At 50.3% G+C, this 17,259-nt stretch carries 14 protein-coding genes; 9 read left to right on the plus strand and 5 right to left on the minus strand.

Annotated features, from left to right (window positions below):
- Positions 1-831, minus strand: coding sequence for a hypothetical protein (locus AC5SV9_RS08015; RefSeq protein ID WP_475147890.1), 831 nt, complete (start codon positions 829-831; stop codon positions 1-3).
- Positions 832-1,270: 439 nt separating this feature from the next.
- Between AC5SV9_RS08015 and AC5SV9_RS08020 the strand changes: the two genes are divergently transcribed.
- The 3 genes from AC5SV9_RS08020 to AC5SV9_RS08030 all read left to right on the plus strand — a co-directional run bounded on the left by AC5SV9_RS08020 (position 1,271) and on the right by AC5SV9_RS08030 (position 3,444).
- Positions 1,271-1,726 carry an RDD family protein gene (locus tag AC5SV9_RS08020; protein WP_475147893.1) on the plus strand — a complete coding sequence of 152 codons (456 nt, stop codon included), beginning with the start codon at positions 1,271-1,273 and terminating at the stop codon, positions 1,724-1,726.
- Between the two features lie 180 nt (positions 1,727-1,906).
- On the plus strand, positions 1,907-2,368 hold the full coding sequence (locus tag AC5SV9_RS08025) for a hypothetical protein (protein ID WP_475147896.1): 462 nt from the start codon (positions 1,907-1,909) through the stop codon (positions 2,366-2,368).
- 92 nt (positions 2,369-2,460) lie between these two features.
- Positions 2,461-3,444, plus strand: a complete 984-nt coding sequence (locus AC5SV9_RS08030) for a hypothetical protein (protein WP_475147897.1) — start codon at positions 2,461-2,463, stop codon at positions 3,442-3,444.
- Between the two features lie 95 nt (positions 3,445-3,539).
- Here AC5SV9_RS08030 and AC5SV9_RS08035 read toward each other — a convergent pair whose 3' ends face one another.
- Genes AC5SV9_RS08035 through AC5SV9_RS08045 form a run of 3 tightly spaced genes read right to left on the minus strand, consistent with a single transcriptional unit; the run spans position 3,540 to position 9,355 of the window.
- A complete protein-coding gene (locus AC5SV9_RS08035; RefSeq protein ID WP_475147898.1) occupies positions 3,540-4,922 on the minus strand; it encodes an efflux transporter outer membrane subunit in 1,383 nt (460 codons plus the stop codon).
- Positions 4,915-8,106: an efflux RND transporter permease subunit gene (locus AC5SV9_RS08040; RefSeq protein ID WP_475147901.1), complete on the minus strand. Its 3,192-nt coding sequence runs from the start codon at positions 8,104-8,106 to the stop codon at positions 4,915-4,917. Before AC5SV9_RS08040 ends, AC5SV9_RS08035 begins: the two co-directional genes overlap by 8 nt.
- Positions 8,107-8,116: 10 nt before the next feature.
- Complete coding sequence (locus AC5SV9_RS08045) at positions 8,117-9,355, minus strand: efflux RND transporter periplasmic adaptor subunit (protein ID WP_475147903.1); 1,239 nt, start codon at positions 9,353-9,355, stop codon at positions 8,117-8,119.
- Between the two features lie 491 nt (positions 9,356-9,846).
- Between AC5SV9_RS08045 and AC5SV9_RS08050 the strand changes: the two genes are divergently transcribed.
- Both AC5SV9_RS08050 and AC5SV9_RS08055 read left to right on the plus strand, forming a co-directional pair.
- Positions 9,847-10,458 (plus strand): TetR/AcrR family transcriptional regulator, encoded by a 612-nt coding sequence (locus AC5SV9_RS08050; RefSeq protein WP_134058014.1) that lies wholly within the window; start codon positions 9,847-9,849, stop codon positions 10,456-10,458.
- A 122-nt stretch (positions 10,459-10,580) separates the two neighbouring features.
- The gene (locus tag AC5SV9_RS08055) at positions 10,581-11,480 is read left to right on the plus strand and encodes an AraC family transcriptional regulator (RefSeq protein WP_475147906.1); all 900 of its coding nucleotides are present in this window, start codon (positions 10,581-10,583) and stop codon (positions 11,478-11,480) included.
- 9 nt (positions 11,481-11,489) lie between these two features.
- Here the strand turns inward: AC5SV9_RS08055 and AC5SV9_RS08060 are convergent, their stop codons facing one another.
- Complete coding sequence (locus tag AC5SV9_RS08060; protein WP_475147908.1) at positions 11,490-12,401, minus strand: LysR family transcriptional regulator; 912 nt, start codon at positions 12,399-12,401, stop codon at positions 11,490-11,492.
- Positions 12,402-12,511: 110 nt separating this feature from the next.
- Between AC5SV9_RS08060 and AC5SV9_RS08065 the strand changes: the two genes are divergently transcribed.
- The 4 genes from AC5SV9_RS08065 to AC5SV9_RS08080 all read left to right on the plus strand — a co-directional run bounded on the left by AC5SV9_RS08065 (position 12,512) and on the right by AC5SV9_RS08080 (position 17,258).
- A complete protein-coding gene (locus AC5SV9_RS08065) occupies positions 12,512-13,276 on the plus strand; it encodes an SDR family NAD(P)-dependent oxidoreductase (RefSeq protein WP_475147910.1) in 765 nt (254 codons plus the stop codon).
- Between the two features lie 85 nt (positions 13,277-13,361).
- Positions 13,362-14,327 (plus strand): DMT family transporter, encoded by a 966-nt coding sequence (locus AC5SV9_RS08070; RefSeq protein ID WP_475147912.1) that lies wholly within the window; start codon positions 13,362-13,364, stop codon positions 14,325-14,327.
- A gap of 87 nt (positions 14,328-14,414) precedes the next feature.
- Entirely contained in the window at positions 14,415-15,143 is a 729-nt protein-coding gene (locus AC5SV9_RS08075; protein WP_475147915.1) for a substrate-binding periplasmic protein, read from the plus strand.
- A complete protein-coding gene (locus tag AC5SV9_RS08080) occupies positions 15,144-17,258 on the plus strand; it encodes a diguanylate cyclase (protein ID WP_475147918.1) in 2,115 nt (704 codons plus the stop codon). It begins immediately after the preceding gene.
- Position 17,259 lies beyond the last annotated feature (1 nt).

Here is a 17,259-nt window from a genome sequence, read left to right on the forward strand (position 1 = left end):
TTATTTACTCACTTCAAAGGTATGCAGTTGGTTCTTTTTAAAATAATGCACACCAAAAAGTAATGCCCCGGCATTTCCTGCAACGCTGGGGTCTCCGCTATGTCTGAATATTACATAGTCGCTACCCTCTTCTATTAACTGGCCATCTGAAAGATGCATTACGGAAGGCGTGATTAAACCACCGAGATTACTGCCATAGATATAATAGCTGCCAAAATCCACGGTTTTTCCTGTGGAATTAAGCTCTCCCCGTAAGTCTCGCGCTATCAGTTCAGCCAGCTTTTTCATGCCCACTGCTAATTCTGTTTTGAGTGTATCAACTTCCAAAGGGCTGGGGTTTTTAATATCAGTTACCGGAATATGAGTTGGCACATGATATAAATATCGGCCAACCCAGGTGTCTGAATCCACTTCTATTGCTAACGAAATCCGAAAGACATCGTCGAAAGATTCCTGAATATAAGCTACCGGGAACAACTGCGTTTTTTGCGGTTCATCACTATAGAACTCACTATTTTTGAAAGCATTCTCAGCCAGCGCCAATATATCAATACCAACATAGTGCTCTTTATAAGATTCACTTTTGCTTGAGTTAATCGCGCCAACTACTGCATCGCCCACAAAAGGCACAGGCACCAGTAAAGTCGCTGCACTGTCTGCAAATATCACAGCAAAATGCGTATCGGGAATTAGCCGCGAACCAGAAGGCAGTGTTGGAAGTTGCGCACTTATTGAAAACTTTTTAATTGTATTCTGAGGTGGCGGATTGCTGTCTTTCATTGCCACACAGCTTGTTAAAAAAAATATACTCACCGCAAAGAGGATTCGCATTGCTAACTCCTGTGTACTTAACATCCATTTGAATTTGTATGATAAAGCTGTAAAGGCAAGGCATTGCCATTTAACTCAGTACCTGGCACCAAGTATTGATAAAGCACTTATAAATTAGTCAATTATTACTATAGCGAATATAGAAGACCCACGCCGCAGATGGCAAATAAAGGGCGGCAGAATATACACACTAAGCCCCATAACCAGCGCCAGCACGCATATTGCCAGGCGTAACCACGCCAGACAGATTTTTTAGTATCTGACGCGACGATAAAACCAGCCTGTACCCATTGTACGCATGATAAAACCGAGGTAATGTCATACACATCAAATTTACAAAGACGGCCTTTTGCGACCTAAACCTTAAGCAATGAGCGACGTCGCGCGCTAAATTTGCGCCGTTAAGCCCCTGTCAAATCAGTAATGGAGTATCAGATTAATGGAAAATCAAGAATATGCAGGTTTTTGGATCCGTGTTGGCGCAGTTCTGATTGATATGATTGTAATGTTAATTGTGTTCGGGCTTCCGCTAACGCTTATTTATGGCGGAAAATACTGGACCGGAGATCAGATGTATCATGGCTTCTGGGACTTGTTTTTTAGCTATATTCTGCCTTTTGTTGCCACGATTTGGTTCTGGCTTCGGTTTTTGGGCACTCCGGGGAAAATGGCATTACGGCTGAAAATAGTCGATGCAAACACCGGTAATAAGCTGTCTGTAGGTCAGGCTGTTGGCAGATACTTCGCCTATATTGTTGCAGCTATTCCACTATTGCTGGGTTATATCTGGATAGGCATAGACAAGCGCAAGCAAGGGTTTCACGACAAGCTGGCCGGTACTGTAGTTATCCGCCAACTGGATAAAGAACCGGTTAACTTTAACAAAGATGCTTGATAACCCGCATTTATCGGTAACTGGCAGTCAGGAAAGGTTCCGGCTGCCAGTTATGGCCGTGTCTGACAGCATGAAACAGTCAGAGTGTATTTTCACGAAAAGTGCTCCCGATTTAATAACGCTTGATTAATTTTTTATTGTCCTCATTTAAGGTCAGGGAAATTACTTAAAGGAATGAAAATGAGATCAATGAATGATATTTTTGAAGTGAAATCATTAGTAAAGACGATTGCACTGTGTATTTTCACCTTCGGACTTTACGTCATTTATCGACTTTTTACGCTCACAAGCCAGATTAACGGAAATGTAGGGAAACCTATTTCTATATTGTTCGCAACCAGCGCCATCGTAGTGCATCTAATCTCTTTTTTTGGCCTTATCATTTACTTTACTGCAAACGGCAGTCCCGAATTGCTTATATTCTCAAAGTTGATGCACGTTGTTTCATCGATATTTCATGTTACGTGGTTAATAAAAATAAGAAATAGAATAAATCTAGCAACAGGTGTGGAGAAAGGAAGTAAGTTCTGGCTTAATCCTTTTTTAAGCTCCTTTCTGCATGTAATTTACATTCAGTACAAGATTAATCAGTTTTTACAGGTTAATACTGAACAACAGCAGGTTGCAAGTAATGCAATATAACAATCACCATCAAAAACGCGCCCGATACGCGCTCGACTCGCAACAAGTTGCTCGCGTTTGTGGCGGGCGTTAGACGCAATCAGGAATCAAGCATGAAGGGAATAGAGAAATCGAAGGCGCAAAAGGTCATTAATAAAATCCAATCAGGGGATTTTGATGAAAATGATATAGATAACCTCTTCATGCGGCTTCGCGCCTATTCAAAGAAAAATCTGATTTTCCGGGAAATTGCTGACTTTGTTGCTCACAATGATTTGCGTGATAGAGGAATTACAAACCAGTCTCTGCAAGCAATGTACTACAGTATTAAGTTTTTTATCGAATACGTTTCGCTGAATAAAACAATCGATATTACTAAACCATTCCCTTCATGGATAAAGAGATTAATTCAGTATCAGGTAGATAAAATTGACGAGCAAAAATTAATCGAATTACATAAAGTAAGTAAAGAAAGGCTGAAATCAAGAATTGACAACGGCTTCAAAGATGACGCCAAAAGCAGTACTACAAGTTTAAAGCAGGGAAAGCTATCACAGCATACGCTCGAAGCGATTCGTTATGTGATGAGTTTCATTATTCCAAAAGAGGCATTTACCCAAAAGGCACTTGTTGAGCAGTTGATTCAAGTAATTGACTCGAATGGTCTAGAGTACGAAAGAGTACAGATAGAAAAGCAATCGAACAGAATTGCATTATGTGCAATGCTTTTGCTCCACAATGCAAATTTCGATATTAAAGGACATAAACACGGTTACTGTAGCATTACTTCAGACAAAAATTCAGTATCGCACAATGTACGACATGTAGAGCAAGATGGAAATGCAATCGACTCTAAGGAGTCTTTTGGGAAACTTCGTATCACAGGCTACAGCGTGCTAGATAAGGATGGTAAGGATTTAACTATCGGTCACCCTGTAATGTCTACAGAACTGGAAGCAGAAGATTGGTGTTCTGTTGGTCTATTCCATATAGAACCAATGCGTCCTGAAGATCCAAACTACCTATGTAAAAGGCTAAAGCTAGATTGCGATTTGTATATCAATGAAAGTTTTCAGCTCTCTGAAGTCGGCGCTTAACAAACCAAGGCAGCGGGGCGTTAACCTCCGCTTTTCGCCCACCGCAGACAATAAAAAAACCGGGTTCACCCGGCTTTTTTCATTCATACCCCCCCCTAAATCAACTGTATCCCACCACCAAAACTGCGGTAGATGCTGACTAGTCGGGTAAAGCTTTGCTGTTGCAGTTGCGCCAGCTGATCGCGGGCGCGCAGCAGTTCGCGCTCGGCGTCGAGTAAGTCTAAAAACTCACCGCTGCCTGCGTTGTAACGCTCGCGGGCAATTTGCACTGCTTTATTACTGGCCTGCCACTGCAATTCTGTGCTCAGTTGCTGCTCGCGGCTTAGGTTATAGCTACTAAGCGATAACTGCATTTCGTTCAGCGCGTTAAACACCTGCTGCTCGAAATTGGCCAGTGCCATTTGGCTGCTGGCTTCAGCCTGGCGGATGCGGGCTTTAACAGAGCCTAAATCGGCGGCCTGCCAGCTAAGTGTCGGCGCCACTGACCAGCTTTGGGTATCGCTACCCAGCGTTAAACCGGGGCCTGACATAAAGCCTAAAAAGCCGCGTACTGACAGGTTCGGGTATAAATCTGCCGTTGCTACGCCAATTTCAGCGGTGCGGGCGGCCAACTGGCGTTCGCTGGCCGCAACATCGGCGCGGTAACGCAGGTAGTTTTCACCTTCGGCTATCGCCACCGGCTGTTTCAGCTCTGGCAAGTGCGGTACAGCGCCCAGCTTTAACTGACCGGGCTTTTGTGCCAGCAATGCTGATAACGTCGCATCGGCGGTTAACAGCGCCACGCGGTACGCCGGCACTGCGGCATGTACCTGATGCAACTGGGCATCAATTTGCGCCAGCTCCAGCTCAGATGCCATGCCTGCTTCTAACCTTGCCAGCACGATGGCGCGGCTTTGCTGCAGGTTTTGCAGGTTTTGCTCTGCGACCACCAGCCGAAGCTGTGCACCACGGTACTCGCCATAGTTGGTGGCAACCTGGCTGATCAGCTGTACCTGGGCATCGTGCCACAGAATATCAGCCTGCTCAGCCTGGGCCTGTGCGGCTTCTGTCGCACGGCGGATTTTGCCAAACAGATCCAGGTCCCAGCTTAGTGTGGCGCCGGTACTGTAACCGCGGGTGATCACACCATCATCTGCAGGTGACACTGTGCCGTTCTCGCTGGCCTGATAGCCAGCGTCCAGCGTGCCTTTTGGCAGAAAGTCGTTATTAGCATCGCGAAACACCGCATAAGCCCGGTCAACGTTAGCACGGGCCTGTGCCAGGGTGCGGTTTTCCTGTAATGCGCGTTCAATCAGCTTGTTTAACGCTACATCGTCAAACGCCTGCCACCAGCTTTGTGCCAGTTCGGCCTGCTGATAGGGTGCCTCGATATTAATATCCGCTACCTTTACCGGTGTCTGGTAATCCGGGCCAACGGCACAGGCACTTAAAGACGCTACCAGTATGGCGATGGCCGACATTTTCATTGGCTTACGCATGAGAGCCCTCCACTGAACTTGTCACCGCTGTTGCTTGCTCTGTTACAGGCTGACGGGCTTTCGTTTCACCACGTTTGGCCAGCATGTAGTAAAACAGCGGCGTTAAAATTAAACCAAATACCGTTACGCCTATCATGCCGGCGAATACGGCCACGCCCATGGCCTGACGCATTTCGGCACCGGCACCGCTGGAGAACACCATTGGCACCACACCCATAATAAAGGCGATCGACGTCATCAGGATTGGCCGTAACCGTAAGCGGCCGGCTTCCAGTATCGCTTCCATCGCGGTCATGCCGTGGTCTTGCAACTCTTTGGCAAACTCGACAATCAGAATGGCGTTCTTGGTTGCCAGGCCCACCAGCACTATCAGACCAATCTGGGTGAAAATGTTATTGTCACCACCGTAAATCAGCACACCACTCAGCGCCGATAACAGCGTCATCGGGATGATCAGAATAATCGCCAGTGGTAAGCTTAAGCTTTCGTACTGTGCGGCCAGCACCATAAACACCAGCAGGATCACCAGCGGGTAGATAAACATGCCGGCGTTACCAGCCAGAATTTGCTGGTAGGTCAGTTCTGTCCACTCATAGGTCATACCGTTTGGCAGGGTTTCAGCCAGAATTTTCTCAATCGCAGCCTGGGCTTCACCCGTGCTGTAACCTGGTGCCGGGCCACCGTTAATCTCGGCGGTGGTAAAGCCGTTGTAGTGCATTACCCGATCCGGGCCTGCGGTATTGCTTACATTGATAAACGAACCCAGTGGGATCATCTCGCCGGCAGCATTACGCACTTTTAACTGGCCAATTTGCTCTGGTGTTTGGCGGAACTGCTCATCGGCCTGCATATTAACCTGATAGGTACGGCCAAACTGGTTGAAGTCATTGACATACACCGAGCCCATGTAGGCCTGCAGTGTCTGGAATACTTCGTCCATTGCCACGCCCTGCTGCTTGGCTTTAGTGCGGTCGATGTCCAGATCCAACTGCGGTACGTTCACCTGATAGCTGGAGAAAATGCCAGCCAGTTCAGGCGTTTGCCAGGCTTTCATCATCACTTCCATCGTTACTTTGTACAGCTCTTCATAACCGTGGTTACCGCGGTCCTGAATTTGTAACCTGAAACCACCAATGGTGCCCAGGCCCTGTACCGGTGGCGGCGGGAAGATAGCAATAAAGGCATCTTCAATACCGGCAAACTTCTGGTTCAGTGCTGCTGCAATAGCATTGCCGGATAATTCGGCGCTGCCACGCTGGTCAAAACCGTCTAAGCCGACAAACACAATGCCGCTGTTCGGGCTGTTGGTAAAACCGTTGATGCTCAGGCCCGGGAAGGCAATAGAGTTCGCCACGCCAGGGTGTGCCAGTGCAATGGCCGACATTTCTTTGATTACCGCATCGGTGCGCTCCAGTGACGACGCATCCGGTAACTGGGCAAACGCCACTAAGTACTGCTTATCCTGCCCCGGTACATAACCGGTTGGTGTAGTGGCAAACTGCAGGCCGGTTAAGCCTACCAGCGCGACGTACATCACACCGACAATGGCGCCGTAGCGGATCACTTTTCTGACCAGGTAGCCATAACCTTCTGATAAACGGGCAAAGAAGCGGTTAAAGGGGCCAAATAACCAGCCGCCAAACAGCTTGTCCATACCGCGTGTCAGGGCATCTTTTTTCTCGCCATGGCCTTTTAACAGCAGGGCCGACAGCGCCGGGCTCAGCGTTAACGAGTTAATGGCCGAGATAAAGGTAGAAATCGTAATGGTTAAGGCAAACTGCTTATAAAACTGCCCGGTTAAGCCCGACATAAAGGCGGTAGGAATAAACACCGCTGCCAGCACCAGCGTAGTCGCAACAATGGGGCCCGTTACTTCTTTCATCGCTTTTTGCGTTGCTGCTACAGGTGATAAACCTTCACTGATATTACGCTCAACGTTTTCAACCACCACGATGGCGTCATCGACCACGATACCGATAGCCAGTACTAAGCCAAACAGCGACAACGCATTAAGCGAAAAGCCCAGCATTTGCATAAAGGCAAAGGTACCTACCAGCGACACCGGTACTGCCACCAGCGGAATAATAGACGCGCGCCAGGTTTGCAGGAACAGCACGACCACTAATACCACCAGCAGTACCGCTTCAAGCAGGGTTTTCACTACCGCTTCAATAGAACCACGCACGAATACCGTTGGGTCGTACACGATGTCGTAAGCCAGGCCATCCGGGAAGCTTTTTGACAGCTCGGCCATTTTGGCGCGTACATCATCAGAAATTTGAATAGCATTAGAGCCTGATGCCTGAAACACCGGAATTGCCACCGCATCTTTGTTATTCAGCAGTGAGCGCAGCGCATAGGTAGACGCACCCAGCTCAACCCGGGCCACATCTTTTAACCGGCTGACTTCACCGTTAGCACCGACTTTAATAATGATATTTTCAAACTCTTCCACCGCGGCTAAACGGCCTTTAACGTTTATCAGCAACTGAAACTCGGCATCGCCGCTTGGCTGGGCACCTAAACTACCGGCAGCCGCCTGCTGGTTTTGCTCGCGGATAGCTGCAGTAATTTGCGCCGGCGATAAACCCAGTGCCGATACTTTGTTCGGGTCCAGCCATATACGCATACTGTATTCGCCGGCACCAAATAAACGCACCGCACCCACACCTTCAATACGCGCCAGCTCGTCTTTCACATTAAGCGCGGCGTAGTTCGACAGATACAGCATGTCGTAGCGCTCATCAGGCGAGGTTAAATGCACCACCATGGTTAAGTCGGGTGACGATTTTTCAGTGACAACGCCTAAACGCTGAACTTCCTGCGGCAGCCTTGGCATAGCACGGTCTACCCGCGCCTGCACCTGGGTTTGCGCCAGATCGACATCAGTACCAATGGCGAAGGTCACCGTTAATGTCATCCGGCCATCAGACGTGGCTTGTGATGACATATACAGCATGCTTTCAACGCCGTTAATTTCCTGCTCCAGTGGCGACGCGACGGTTTCGGCAATAACTTTCGGGTTAGCGCCGGGGTAGTTCGCTGTTACCACCACAGTAGGCGGTACCACTTCCGGATACTCAGTGATCGGCAACTGCCAGACTGCTATCGCACCGGTGATAAAAAACAGCAGTGAGATAACAGCGGCGAAAATCGGCCGCCGGATAAAAAATTGCGATAACATTTAGATCTCCTTAACCGCGGCTGGCCGCTTTATCAGCATTGGCTTTCAGAACACTGTCTGCCTCAGCGGTCAACGCATTACTGGTTTGGTCCAGCTGTTGCTGTTCACTGCGCAGCTTCACCAGCTGCTCACTGCTGGCCATCTCTACCAGCTTGGGCTCAATCTGCATATTGGGCCGCACACGCTGTAAGCCGTTAACAACAATTTTGTCTGTCGCCGCCAGGCCGTCAGTGACAATACGCAGGCCGTTTACTTTCTCACCCAGCTTGATGGCGCGGTATTCCAGCTGATTGCTGGCATTCACCACCAAAACAAATTTGTTGTTTAAGTCAGTGCCCACCGCTTTTTCATCAATTAACACACCGTCATAACTGTCACTGCCGACCAGACGGATACGGGCAAACAGCCCGGGTAACAGGTCGTTTTCAGCGTTGGCAAAACTGGCGCGGATACGGATAGTGCCGGTTTGGGCATCAATGCGGTTATCGACGAAATCAACATGACCGATGTGGTTAAAATCGGCTTCGCTGGCCAGTGCCATATACACCGGGTTGGCCGCTTCGTCACGGGTATCGGCACGTTTGCCATCCTGTGCCAGGCGGGCGTACTTCAGGTAGGTTCGCTCGTCTACATCGAAATAAGCATACATTTTGTCGGTAGACACCAGGCTGGTCAGCTGGCTTTGGCCGGCATTGACAAAGTTACCTGCCGTCACCTGGGCATAAGACACCCGGCCACTTATCGGCGCACGAATGCTGGTATAGCTTAAATCCAGCTCGGCACGCTGCAGCGCAGCACTGACCGATGCTACCGTGGCGGCGGTTTGTTGTTTACGCGCTAAACGGCTGTCCAGCACTTCGGCTGAAATCGCGCGCTGGCTGCTCAGTTTCTCTGCCCGGCTGTATTCCGCATCGGCCAGAACTGAGGCGCTTTTCGCGCTTTGCAGCTCAGCTTTTAAGCGTGCGACTTCTGCCGCAAACGGCCGTGGGTCTATCTGCACCAGCAGATCACCTTTTTGTACCAGGGCGCCCTCGCTAAAATGGATCTGCTCGATATAGCCTGATACCCGGGGTACCAGATTTACCGTTTGCGGAGCCTGCAGCCGGCCGGTGAATTCATCCCACTCGGTTACGCGCTCATATACCACCTGCGCGACACTGACCGAAGGCGCTGCCTGGGCCTGTGCCTGATCAGCCGCTTCAGGGTTGCCACAAGCAGCCAACACCAGGGCAGCTACGCTTCCTAACATAAAAGTTCTTACAGTGTTTTTCGTACTCATGACGTTAATCTCCACGCTTTTTGTTTCTCGCTGCTAAAAAAAGCAACAAATAAAACTTGCCAGTTATGTACCGTTCGGTAAATATATAGGACGCAACAAAACAGTCAACCTATTTTTGTACCGGTTGGTAAATAAATTTATTTATACTACAGACGAATTTGTTCTAACGCTGGATCAGCACCGTTGCAGTGCAGTAAAACAGGCAAACTGACAGAGGTTACTGCCAGCTTATGACGTTAGTTTACGCGCTGTGCGGTTGTGGGTTAATGCCGGATGCTCGGGCATTCTTGCCTGAAACTCCACAGGCCATTGTTGGCAAACACAGTGAACCCTCAGGGGTAAAAGTGGTCTTAGCAGGTGTTAGCGGAAAGATTTCTGTACTGTAAGGTAAATAACCCTTACTAGACACGGGGTCTTTTGCTGTTTAGTATATAAGCAAGTTTTAATGCAGGAGCTGAACCATGTCAGCAATAAGTTGTACCCCGAATGTTGGACGGCCCCGCGCCTTTGATATGGACACCGCACTGGAAAAAGCGCTGGAAGTGTTTTGGCGTAAAGGTTATGACGGCACGTCTTTATCAGATCTGACTGAAGCTATGGGGATCAACAAGCCTAGCCTGTATGCTGCCTTTGGTAATAAAGAACAATTGTTTTTAAAAGCGATTGAGCTGTACGAAAGCCGACCCTGTTCGTTCTTTTTACCGGCGCTGGAAAAGCCAACCGCGTATCAGGTTGCCGAGCATATGTTATATGGCGCAGCAATGAATATGGCAGATCAAAGCCACCCACAAGGCTGTGTTGTAGTGCAGGGCGCGTTGTCGTGCAGTGAAGCCGCCGCCACCGTGAAAGAAGCCTTGATTAACCGCCGGCTTGAAGGTGAACAGAAATTACGTGACCGCTTTGAGCGGGCAAAAACCGAAGGTGATTTACCCGCCGATGCTGACGCTGAAACGCTGGCCCGTTATCTTGGTACCGTGCTGCAGGGCATGGCTATTCAGGCCAATAACGGCGCAAGCTGCGAGCAATTACGGCTGGTAGCACAAATGACTTTGCAGGCATTCCCACGCGCTTAAAGCAATGGAATCTGCCTTAAACTCCATACTTATTGCCTAATCCTACACAGGCTGCTGCCAGCCATAGGCAAAGCAGCCTGCTATGCCTATACTGCTGCAATTCACATTGCGGAGGGCAGCCTGTGACAGAGCAACGCGAAGTACTACGTCAGCAAATGCTGCAACCTTTGCAGCAGCTGCTAAAAGATACCGGTATCAATGAAAGCTGTGTACCCGGCTTGAAGCTGTATCGCAGCAATGCGCCAACATCTGCTACCCCTACATTATATGAGCCGACACTTTGCCTGTTATTGCAGGGCAGTAAACAGATCCTGCTGGGCGAAGAAATGCTGCAGTACAATCCGCTGCAATATTTGCTGGTACCGGTGATGTTGCCGGTCAGTGGTAAAATTATCCGTGCCAGCAGTAACGAGCCTTATCTGGGTGTCAGTATCAGCCTGGATTTGCGCGAACTGACCGAGCTGGTGATCGACCTGGGCGACAAAGTGCCACGCCAGCCACAGCCTGCCCGCGGTATCAGTATCGGCGATGCTGACCTGGACTTACTGTCTGTGTTTCAGCGGATTTTTGCGCTGTTGCAGCGGCCGCAGGATATTGCCGTACTGTATCCGCTGTTAAAACGCGAGCTGCTTTACCGCCTACTGTTAGGCCCGGCCGGTAGCCACCTGCGTGAGTTTACCCTGCTCGACAGCCAGGCCAGCCGCATCGGTAAGGTTATTGATACTTTGCGCCAGCGTTTTAATCAGTCGCTGCGCATTAAAGAGCTGGCCGATGTGGCGCATTTAAGTGAATCGGCGTTGTTTCAGGCGTTTAAAGCGGTCACGTCGATGTCGCCGCTGCAGTTTCAAAAACAGCTGCGCTTAAACGAAGCCCGCAGGATCATGCTGTATGAGGGTGTGGAAGCGGCAACGGCCAGCTACAAAGTGGGTTACGAAAGCCCATCGCAATTCAGCCGTGAATACAGCCGGTTATTTGGCGCACCACCCAAGGCTGATGTGGCCCGGTTTCGCCAGACCATCTGAAGCGTAATCTTACTGAAATGCCTGCAGATACTGCTGCAGCTGCTGTTCAAACCATTGCATAAATGCCTGTAACCGCCGGCTGACGTGACGCCGGTGCGGGTACAGTAACCACACCGGCATAGGTGCACAGCGGTGTTGCGGCAAAATATCCAGCAGCGCCCCGCTTTGCAGATAAGCCGCTGCGCCAATGACCGGCGCCTGAATAATGCCCAGCCCCGCCAGGCAAGCTGCAGTGTAAGCGTCTGCATTGTTCACTGTCACCATACCCGGCATCGACAATGTTTTGTCCTGCCCGTGCTCGGTATATTCAAAATAGCTGTTGTGCTGCCCCAGCACACTAACGTAATGCACCAGTTGATGTTGCGCTAAATCGGCCGGAGTTTGCGGCATGCCAAAGCGGGAAATATAGGCCGGGCTGGCTAAATTGCGCATTGGTAACTGTGCCAGTTTACGCGCCACCAGCCCCTCATCACCCACACTGCCAACCCGGATCACGCAGTCAAAGCCTTCTGCCACCAAATCGACTTTACGGTCGGTGCTGCTCAGCTCCAGCCGGATATTCGGGTACTGCTGCATAAAGTCAGGTAACTGCGGCATCAATATATGCCGCGCCATACCGGTCGACATATCCAGCCGCAGCACCCCGCTTACCTGGCTGCTTTGCTGCTGAAACAGGTTTTCAAGTTCCTGATACTCATCGAGCAATAATAAACTGCGGTCATAGCACAGCTGGCCATCCTGCGTCAGGCTGACACGGCGTGTAGTACGGTGCAATAAACGACAGCCTAAATGTTGCTCCAGCTGCTGCACCACATTAGACACATGGGTTTTTGATAAGCCCAGGCTGGCACCGGCTTTGGTAAAGCTGCCAAGCTGTGCCACCCGGATAAACATCTGCAACGCCTGTAACTTGTCCTGCATGTCATTGTCCATTAATGCTTAACAGTTTTACCATTTTTAGCATGTTTATCATATTACGGGCAACCAATACACTGAGCGTCGTAACTGAGTAACCCAATACGGAGCACACTATGACAACAACTCACCCTATCGCCCTAATCACCGGTGGCAGCCGTGGCCTTGGTAAAAATTCTGCCCTGGCACTGGCGCAACAAGGCACTGATATTATTCTGACTTACCAGCAAAACGCCGCAGCAGCGCAGGCGGTGGTCAGCGAAATAGAATGGCTGGGCCGAAAAGCGGTAGCATTGCCGCTGGACGTCGCCGACAGCAGCAGTTTTGCTGCCTTTGCCAGCCAGGTGCAACAGCAATTGCAACAGCTTTGGGGCCGCGACAGCTTTAACTATTTACTCAATAACGCCGGCATTGGCATTAATGTGCCCTTTGCTGACACCACTGAGCAGCAATTTGACCAGCTAATGAAAATCCATGTAAAAGGCCCGTACTTTCTGACTCAGCAGTTGCTGCCATTGCTGGCCGATCAGGGCCGTATTTTAAACGTTTCAACCGGCTTAACGCGTTTTGCAGTACCGGGGTATGGCGCTTATGCCGCCATGAAAAGCGCGATGGAAACCTTAACCCGCTACTGGGCTAAAGAGCTTGGGCCTCGCGGCATCCGCGTTAACGTGTTGGCACCCGGCGCCATAGCTACCGACTTTGGCGGCGGTACGGTACGCGACAACGATAGCGTAAATCAGTATCTGGCCAGCCAGACAGCACTGGGCCGGGTTGGCCAGGCCGATGATATCGGTGGCGTCGTCAGCTTACTGTTGTCCGAACAGGCAGGCTGGATCAATGCCCAGCGTATTGAAGCCTCAGGTGGCATGTTTTTATAACGAAAATATTGTTGCGCCAGCCACTGCCAGAATGCAAAAAAGGCCGTATCATAGGCGCCTTTCTTGCTGCTGCAGTGGCGCCTTTATGCAAAACATTCTGCTGTACCTAATCACGGTTTTAATCTGGGGTTCTACCTGGTTCGCTATTGAGTTTCAGCTTGGCGATGTTGCGGTAGAAGCCTCGCTGACCTACCGCTTTGCACTTTCTGCACTGCTGATGTGGGGCTATTGCCTGTGGCGGCGGCTGCCGATGCGCTTTAATGCAAAAGATCATGGCTTTATAGCGCTATTGGCGCTGTTTAACTTTGCCCTGAACTACATTCTGATTTACCAGGCGCAGCAGTATTTGACCTCTGCCATGACGGCCATTGCTTTTACCACTATGCTGTTGATGAATATCGTTAATACCCGGTTGTTCTTCGGCAAGCCGGTGGCGAAACGCATCTACTTTGGTGCGTTAATGGGTATTGCCGGTATTGTCGTGCTGTTCTGGCCCGATTTAGACGGCCTTGACTTAACCAACGCCAGCCTGCTCGGGCTGATACTGGTGCTGGGCAGCGCACTGAGTGCCTCACTGGGTAATATGGCCAGTGTACGTAACTCACGCGCCGGCCTGCCGATTATGCAGGTAAACGCCTGGGGCATGCTGTATGGCACTATTATGCTGGCGCTGATGGTAGGCATCAGTGGCACCAGTTTTACCTTCAGCACGGCGCCGGCTTATATCATTTCTTTACTGTATCTGGCGGTATTTGGCTCAGTAATAGCGTTTGCAACTTACTTTGCATTGCTAAAAGGTATGGGGCCGGAAAAAGCCAGCTACACCATAGTGCTGTTTCCGCTGGTGGCAGTTGTATTAAGCACCTTGTTTGAAGACTTTGTCTGGACCAGCTACACCTTTAGCGGCTTTGCACTGGTGCTGCTGGGTAATGCGCTGGTGCTGACGCCTTTTGCCAAAATTAAAGCGCTGCTGTTTAAACCTGCACTAGCCGCAGAGCCAGAATTACCCCAGGCAGAAACGCCAGCAGCGAAAAGCGGCGTTACCACGTAAACGCTGCTGCCAATTTCACCCCAGCTGCTATAGTACAAAGCATGCCGTGTAAACCGGCAGCTTTGGACTAGCAGAAGTGGAGTGTAAATGAAGTATGCAGTAACAACACTGCTGTTATTTTGTTGTTGGCCGGCACAATCATGCCAGTGGCCTGAGCTTAGCTTTCTGGTTGGCGTGGAAAAACCTCCCTATATTGAAGTGACAACCCAAAGCGGCTACGAGCTGGAGCTGTTACAGCTGGTCAGCCTGAAAATGCATCGCTGCGCCGTGTTTATTCATACTCCGAATGGCCGCCTGCTGGAGTTATTTAAGCAAGGCGTCGCTGATTTTGTCTCACTGCAGCGCAGCACGCCCGACGGCACTTACGCCACCCTGCCCTATATCAGCTACGAAAATGTGCTGATAACGCGCAGCGATCTGCAGCCGCCGCTACAAACACTGGACGATTTAACCGGCCGCAGGGTGATGGCCTTTCAAAATGCCCGTCAGTTTTTACCACCCGCCTACGCCGCTGTCCTACCGCGTTTCAGTAGTTATCTGGAAGTGGTAGAGCAACATCAGCTGCCCAATATGCTGTTAAAAGGCCGGATCGATGCGCTGGTGATGGATAAAAATATCTTTGAATACTACTACCGCCAAATCGCCCCCGCAGATCAGAGCCTGCAACAATTGCCGCTATTTGGTAAAAACAGTTACCATTTGCTCGGGCGCGATCCCTGGCTGGTGCAACGCTTTGATCAGGCGCTGCAGTTGTTTCAGCTAAGCAAAGAGTACCAGCAACTTCAGCTTAAGTATTTTCAACAGGTTAATCAGTAAATGCAGTGGCAGTTATTATTCATTCTACTATTGGTTGTCGGCAGCGCCGGCCCGACTGCACTGGCAGCAGACACCGACTTTACGGCTTTACGCACTCAGATAGAAACCAGCCGACAGCAGGGTAATCTGGATCTGGCTGATAAACTGACTGCAGATTATCTTGCGATGGCGACAAAGCTGGCTGACCCACAGCAGCAGGCGCTGGCCTACCATCAAATGGGTAATAACGCTATGGAGCGTAACAATTACCCGGTTGCCAGGCAGCAGCTTGAGCAGGCTATCAGCCTGCTACAACCAAACGGCCAGACAGCAGAACTGGCCAGCGCACTGCGCCGTTTAGGTATGGTGTACCGTTATCAGAGCGACTATGCCACCGCACTGCAATATATGTATCAGGCCATGCAAATCAATCAGACACTGCAGGACGAATCACAGATAGCCAGCACCTACAGCAGCATTGGCACCATACTGGAGAAAATGGGCCAGTACGAAGACGCTTTACAGGCTCATCAACAGAGCTTTGCACTGCATTTTAAATTAGGTAATCAGAGTAGCCTGGCCAGCGCGATTTATAATCTGGGCGACTTGCACCGCGTACTTGGCGATAAAGACAAAGCACTGGCGTATTTTCTGCAAACCCTGCAGCTGGATCTGGCCAGTGGTGACAAATTAAATATTGCCTACAGTCATAACAAGCTGGGATACCTGTACAGTGAGCTTGGCGAATTTGATAAGGCTGCTGAGCATACACAACAGGCGATGTTACTATTTGAGCAAATTGGTGCCCCGCGTGATACCGACTGGGGCCGCACAGTTGTGGCCAAACTGGCAATGGAACAGGGTGATTATCCAAAAGCACAACAATTGTTGGACGGCGTGATAGCGCGCGCGAAAACCAGCAGTTACAAAAGCCTGCTGGTAGATGCCTATAAAATGGCCGCTGAACTGGCGCTGCGCCAAAACGATGCGCAGGCGGTACTGCGCTATACCACTGCCGGGATAGAACAGGCACAGCAAAACAATGAGCGCGCCGACGAGGCGCTGTTGCTGCATATGCAGGTGCAGGCTTACATACAACTGGATGCGGTGCGCGAAGCCTTAGCGAGCTTGTTAAGACAAAAGCAGCTGGACGATGAGATTTTCAACAGCAAACGTGCTGCCACTATCGCTGCGATTCAGGCGCAAACCGATTTTACCCGTCAGCAGTATCAGATTGACCTGCTGCAAAATGAACAACAGCTGCAACAAGCCCAGTTAGAACAGCAGCACCTTATCCGTAACTTCTGGATCTCAGGCCTGGTTGCCGCTTTTATCCTGATGATTTCACTCTACCGGCGTTATGTGCAGCGCCAGCAAAACCGCCGGCTGGAACAGAAAGTGGACGCCAGAACACAGCAGCTGAAGCAAAAAAATGCCGAGCTGGCGCAGGCATATCAGCAACTGGAAATTATCAGCCTGACCGATAAGCTGACCGGCCTGCATAACCGGCATTTTCTGGAAAGCCATATCAGCACTGAGCTTGAGCAATGCCGCAGAATGCAGCACGGCAGCGGCAGCACAGCAACAGCGGCGAACAGTGAGCTGGCACTGTTTATCATCGACCTTGATCATTTTAAGTTGCTAAATGACAACCACGGCCATAGTGCCGGCGATGAAGTGCTTAAGCAGTTGCGGCACATTATGCAGCAGGTGTTTCGCCAGTCTGATTATCTGGTACGTTGGGGCGGAGAAGAATTTGTCGCGGTAGCACGCAATATTAACCGTGACGAAGTCAGCCATCTGGCGCAGCGCTTTGTTAATGCAGTACAGCACACGCCTATCCGGATCACCGGTGATGAACCGCTGCATATTACCTGCTCTGTCGGCTATGCCTGCTACCCGCTACCACTTGGCGAGCCAGCCATGCACTGGCAGCGCCTGCTAAAACTGGCCGATCTGTGTTTATATGCTGCCAAGTACAGTGGCCGTAATGGCTGGGTTGGACTGGACAACTGCACAGCCGATCTGCCACTGAGCCAAGCCGGTATTAATGCCGCGCAGATGCAGGCCTGGCACCAGCAAGGCATGTTGCAACTGCAGCACAGTTTTAACGGCGCTGTTAACTGGCAAGCCTGAA

The sequence above is a fragment of the Rheinheimera sp. ATLC3 genome (genome assembly GCF_059429535.1).

Excerpts from the sequence above, each read along its gene's own strand:
- AC5SV9_RS08050 (WP_134058014.1), top strand. The coding sequence starts at position 9,847 with ATGTCAGCAATAAGTTGTACCCCGAATGTTGGACGGCCCCGCGCCTTT.
- AC5SV9_RS08035 (WP_475147898.1), bottom strand. The coding sequence starts at position 4,922 with ATGCGTAAGCCAATGAAAATGTCGGCCATCGCCATACTGGTAGCGTCT.
- AC5SV9_RS08015 (WP_475147890.1), bottom strand. The coding sequence starts at position 831 with ATGCGAATCCTCTTTGCGGTGAGTATATTTTTTTTAACAAGCTGTGTG.
- AC5SV9_RS08070 (WP_475147912.1), top strand. The coding sequence starts at position 13,362 with ATGCAAAACATTCTGCTGTACCTAATCACGGTTTTAATCTGGGGTTCT.
- AC5SV9_RS08040 (WP_475147901.1), bottom strand. The coding sequence starts at position 8,106 with ATGTTATCGCAATTTTTTATCCGGCGGCCGATTTTCGCCGCTGTTATC.
- AC5SV9_RS08020 (WP_475147893.1), top strand. The coding sequence starts at position 1,271 with ATGGAAAATCAAGAATATGCAGGTTTTTGGATCCGTGTTGGCGCAGTT.
- AC5SV9_RS08075 (WP_475147915.1), top strand. The coding sequence starts at position 14,415 with ATGAAGTATGCAGTAACAACACTGCTGTTATTTTGTTGTTGGCCGGCA.
- AC5SV9_RS08080 (WP_475147918.1), top strand. The coding sequence starts at position 15,144 with ATGCAGTGGCAGTTATTATTCATTCTACTATTGGTTGTCGGCAGCGCC.
- AC5SV9_RS08045 (WP_475147903.1), bottom strand. The coding sequence starts at position 9,355 with ATGTTAGGAAGCGTAGCTGCCCTGGTGTTGGCTGCTTGTGGCAACCCT.
- AC5SV9_RS08025 (WP_475147896.1), top strand. The coding sequence starts at position 1,907 with ATGAGATCAATGAATGATATTTTTGAAGTGAAATCATTAGTAAAGACG.
- AC5SV9_RS08060 (WP_475147908.1), bottom strand. The coding sequence starts at position 12,401 with ATGCAGGACAAGTTACAGGCGTTGCAGATGTTTATCCGGGTGGCACAG.
- AC5SV9_RS08030 (WP_475147897.1), top strand. The coding sequence starts at position 2,461 with ATGAAGGGAATAGAGAAATCGAAGGCGCAAAAGGTCATTAATAAAATC.
- AC5SV9_RS08065 (WP_475147910.1), top strand. The coding sequence starts at position 12,512 with ATGACAACAACTCACCCTATCGCCCTAATCACCGGTGGCAGCCGTGGC.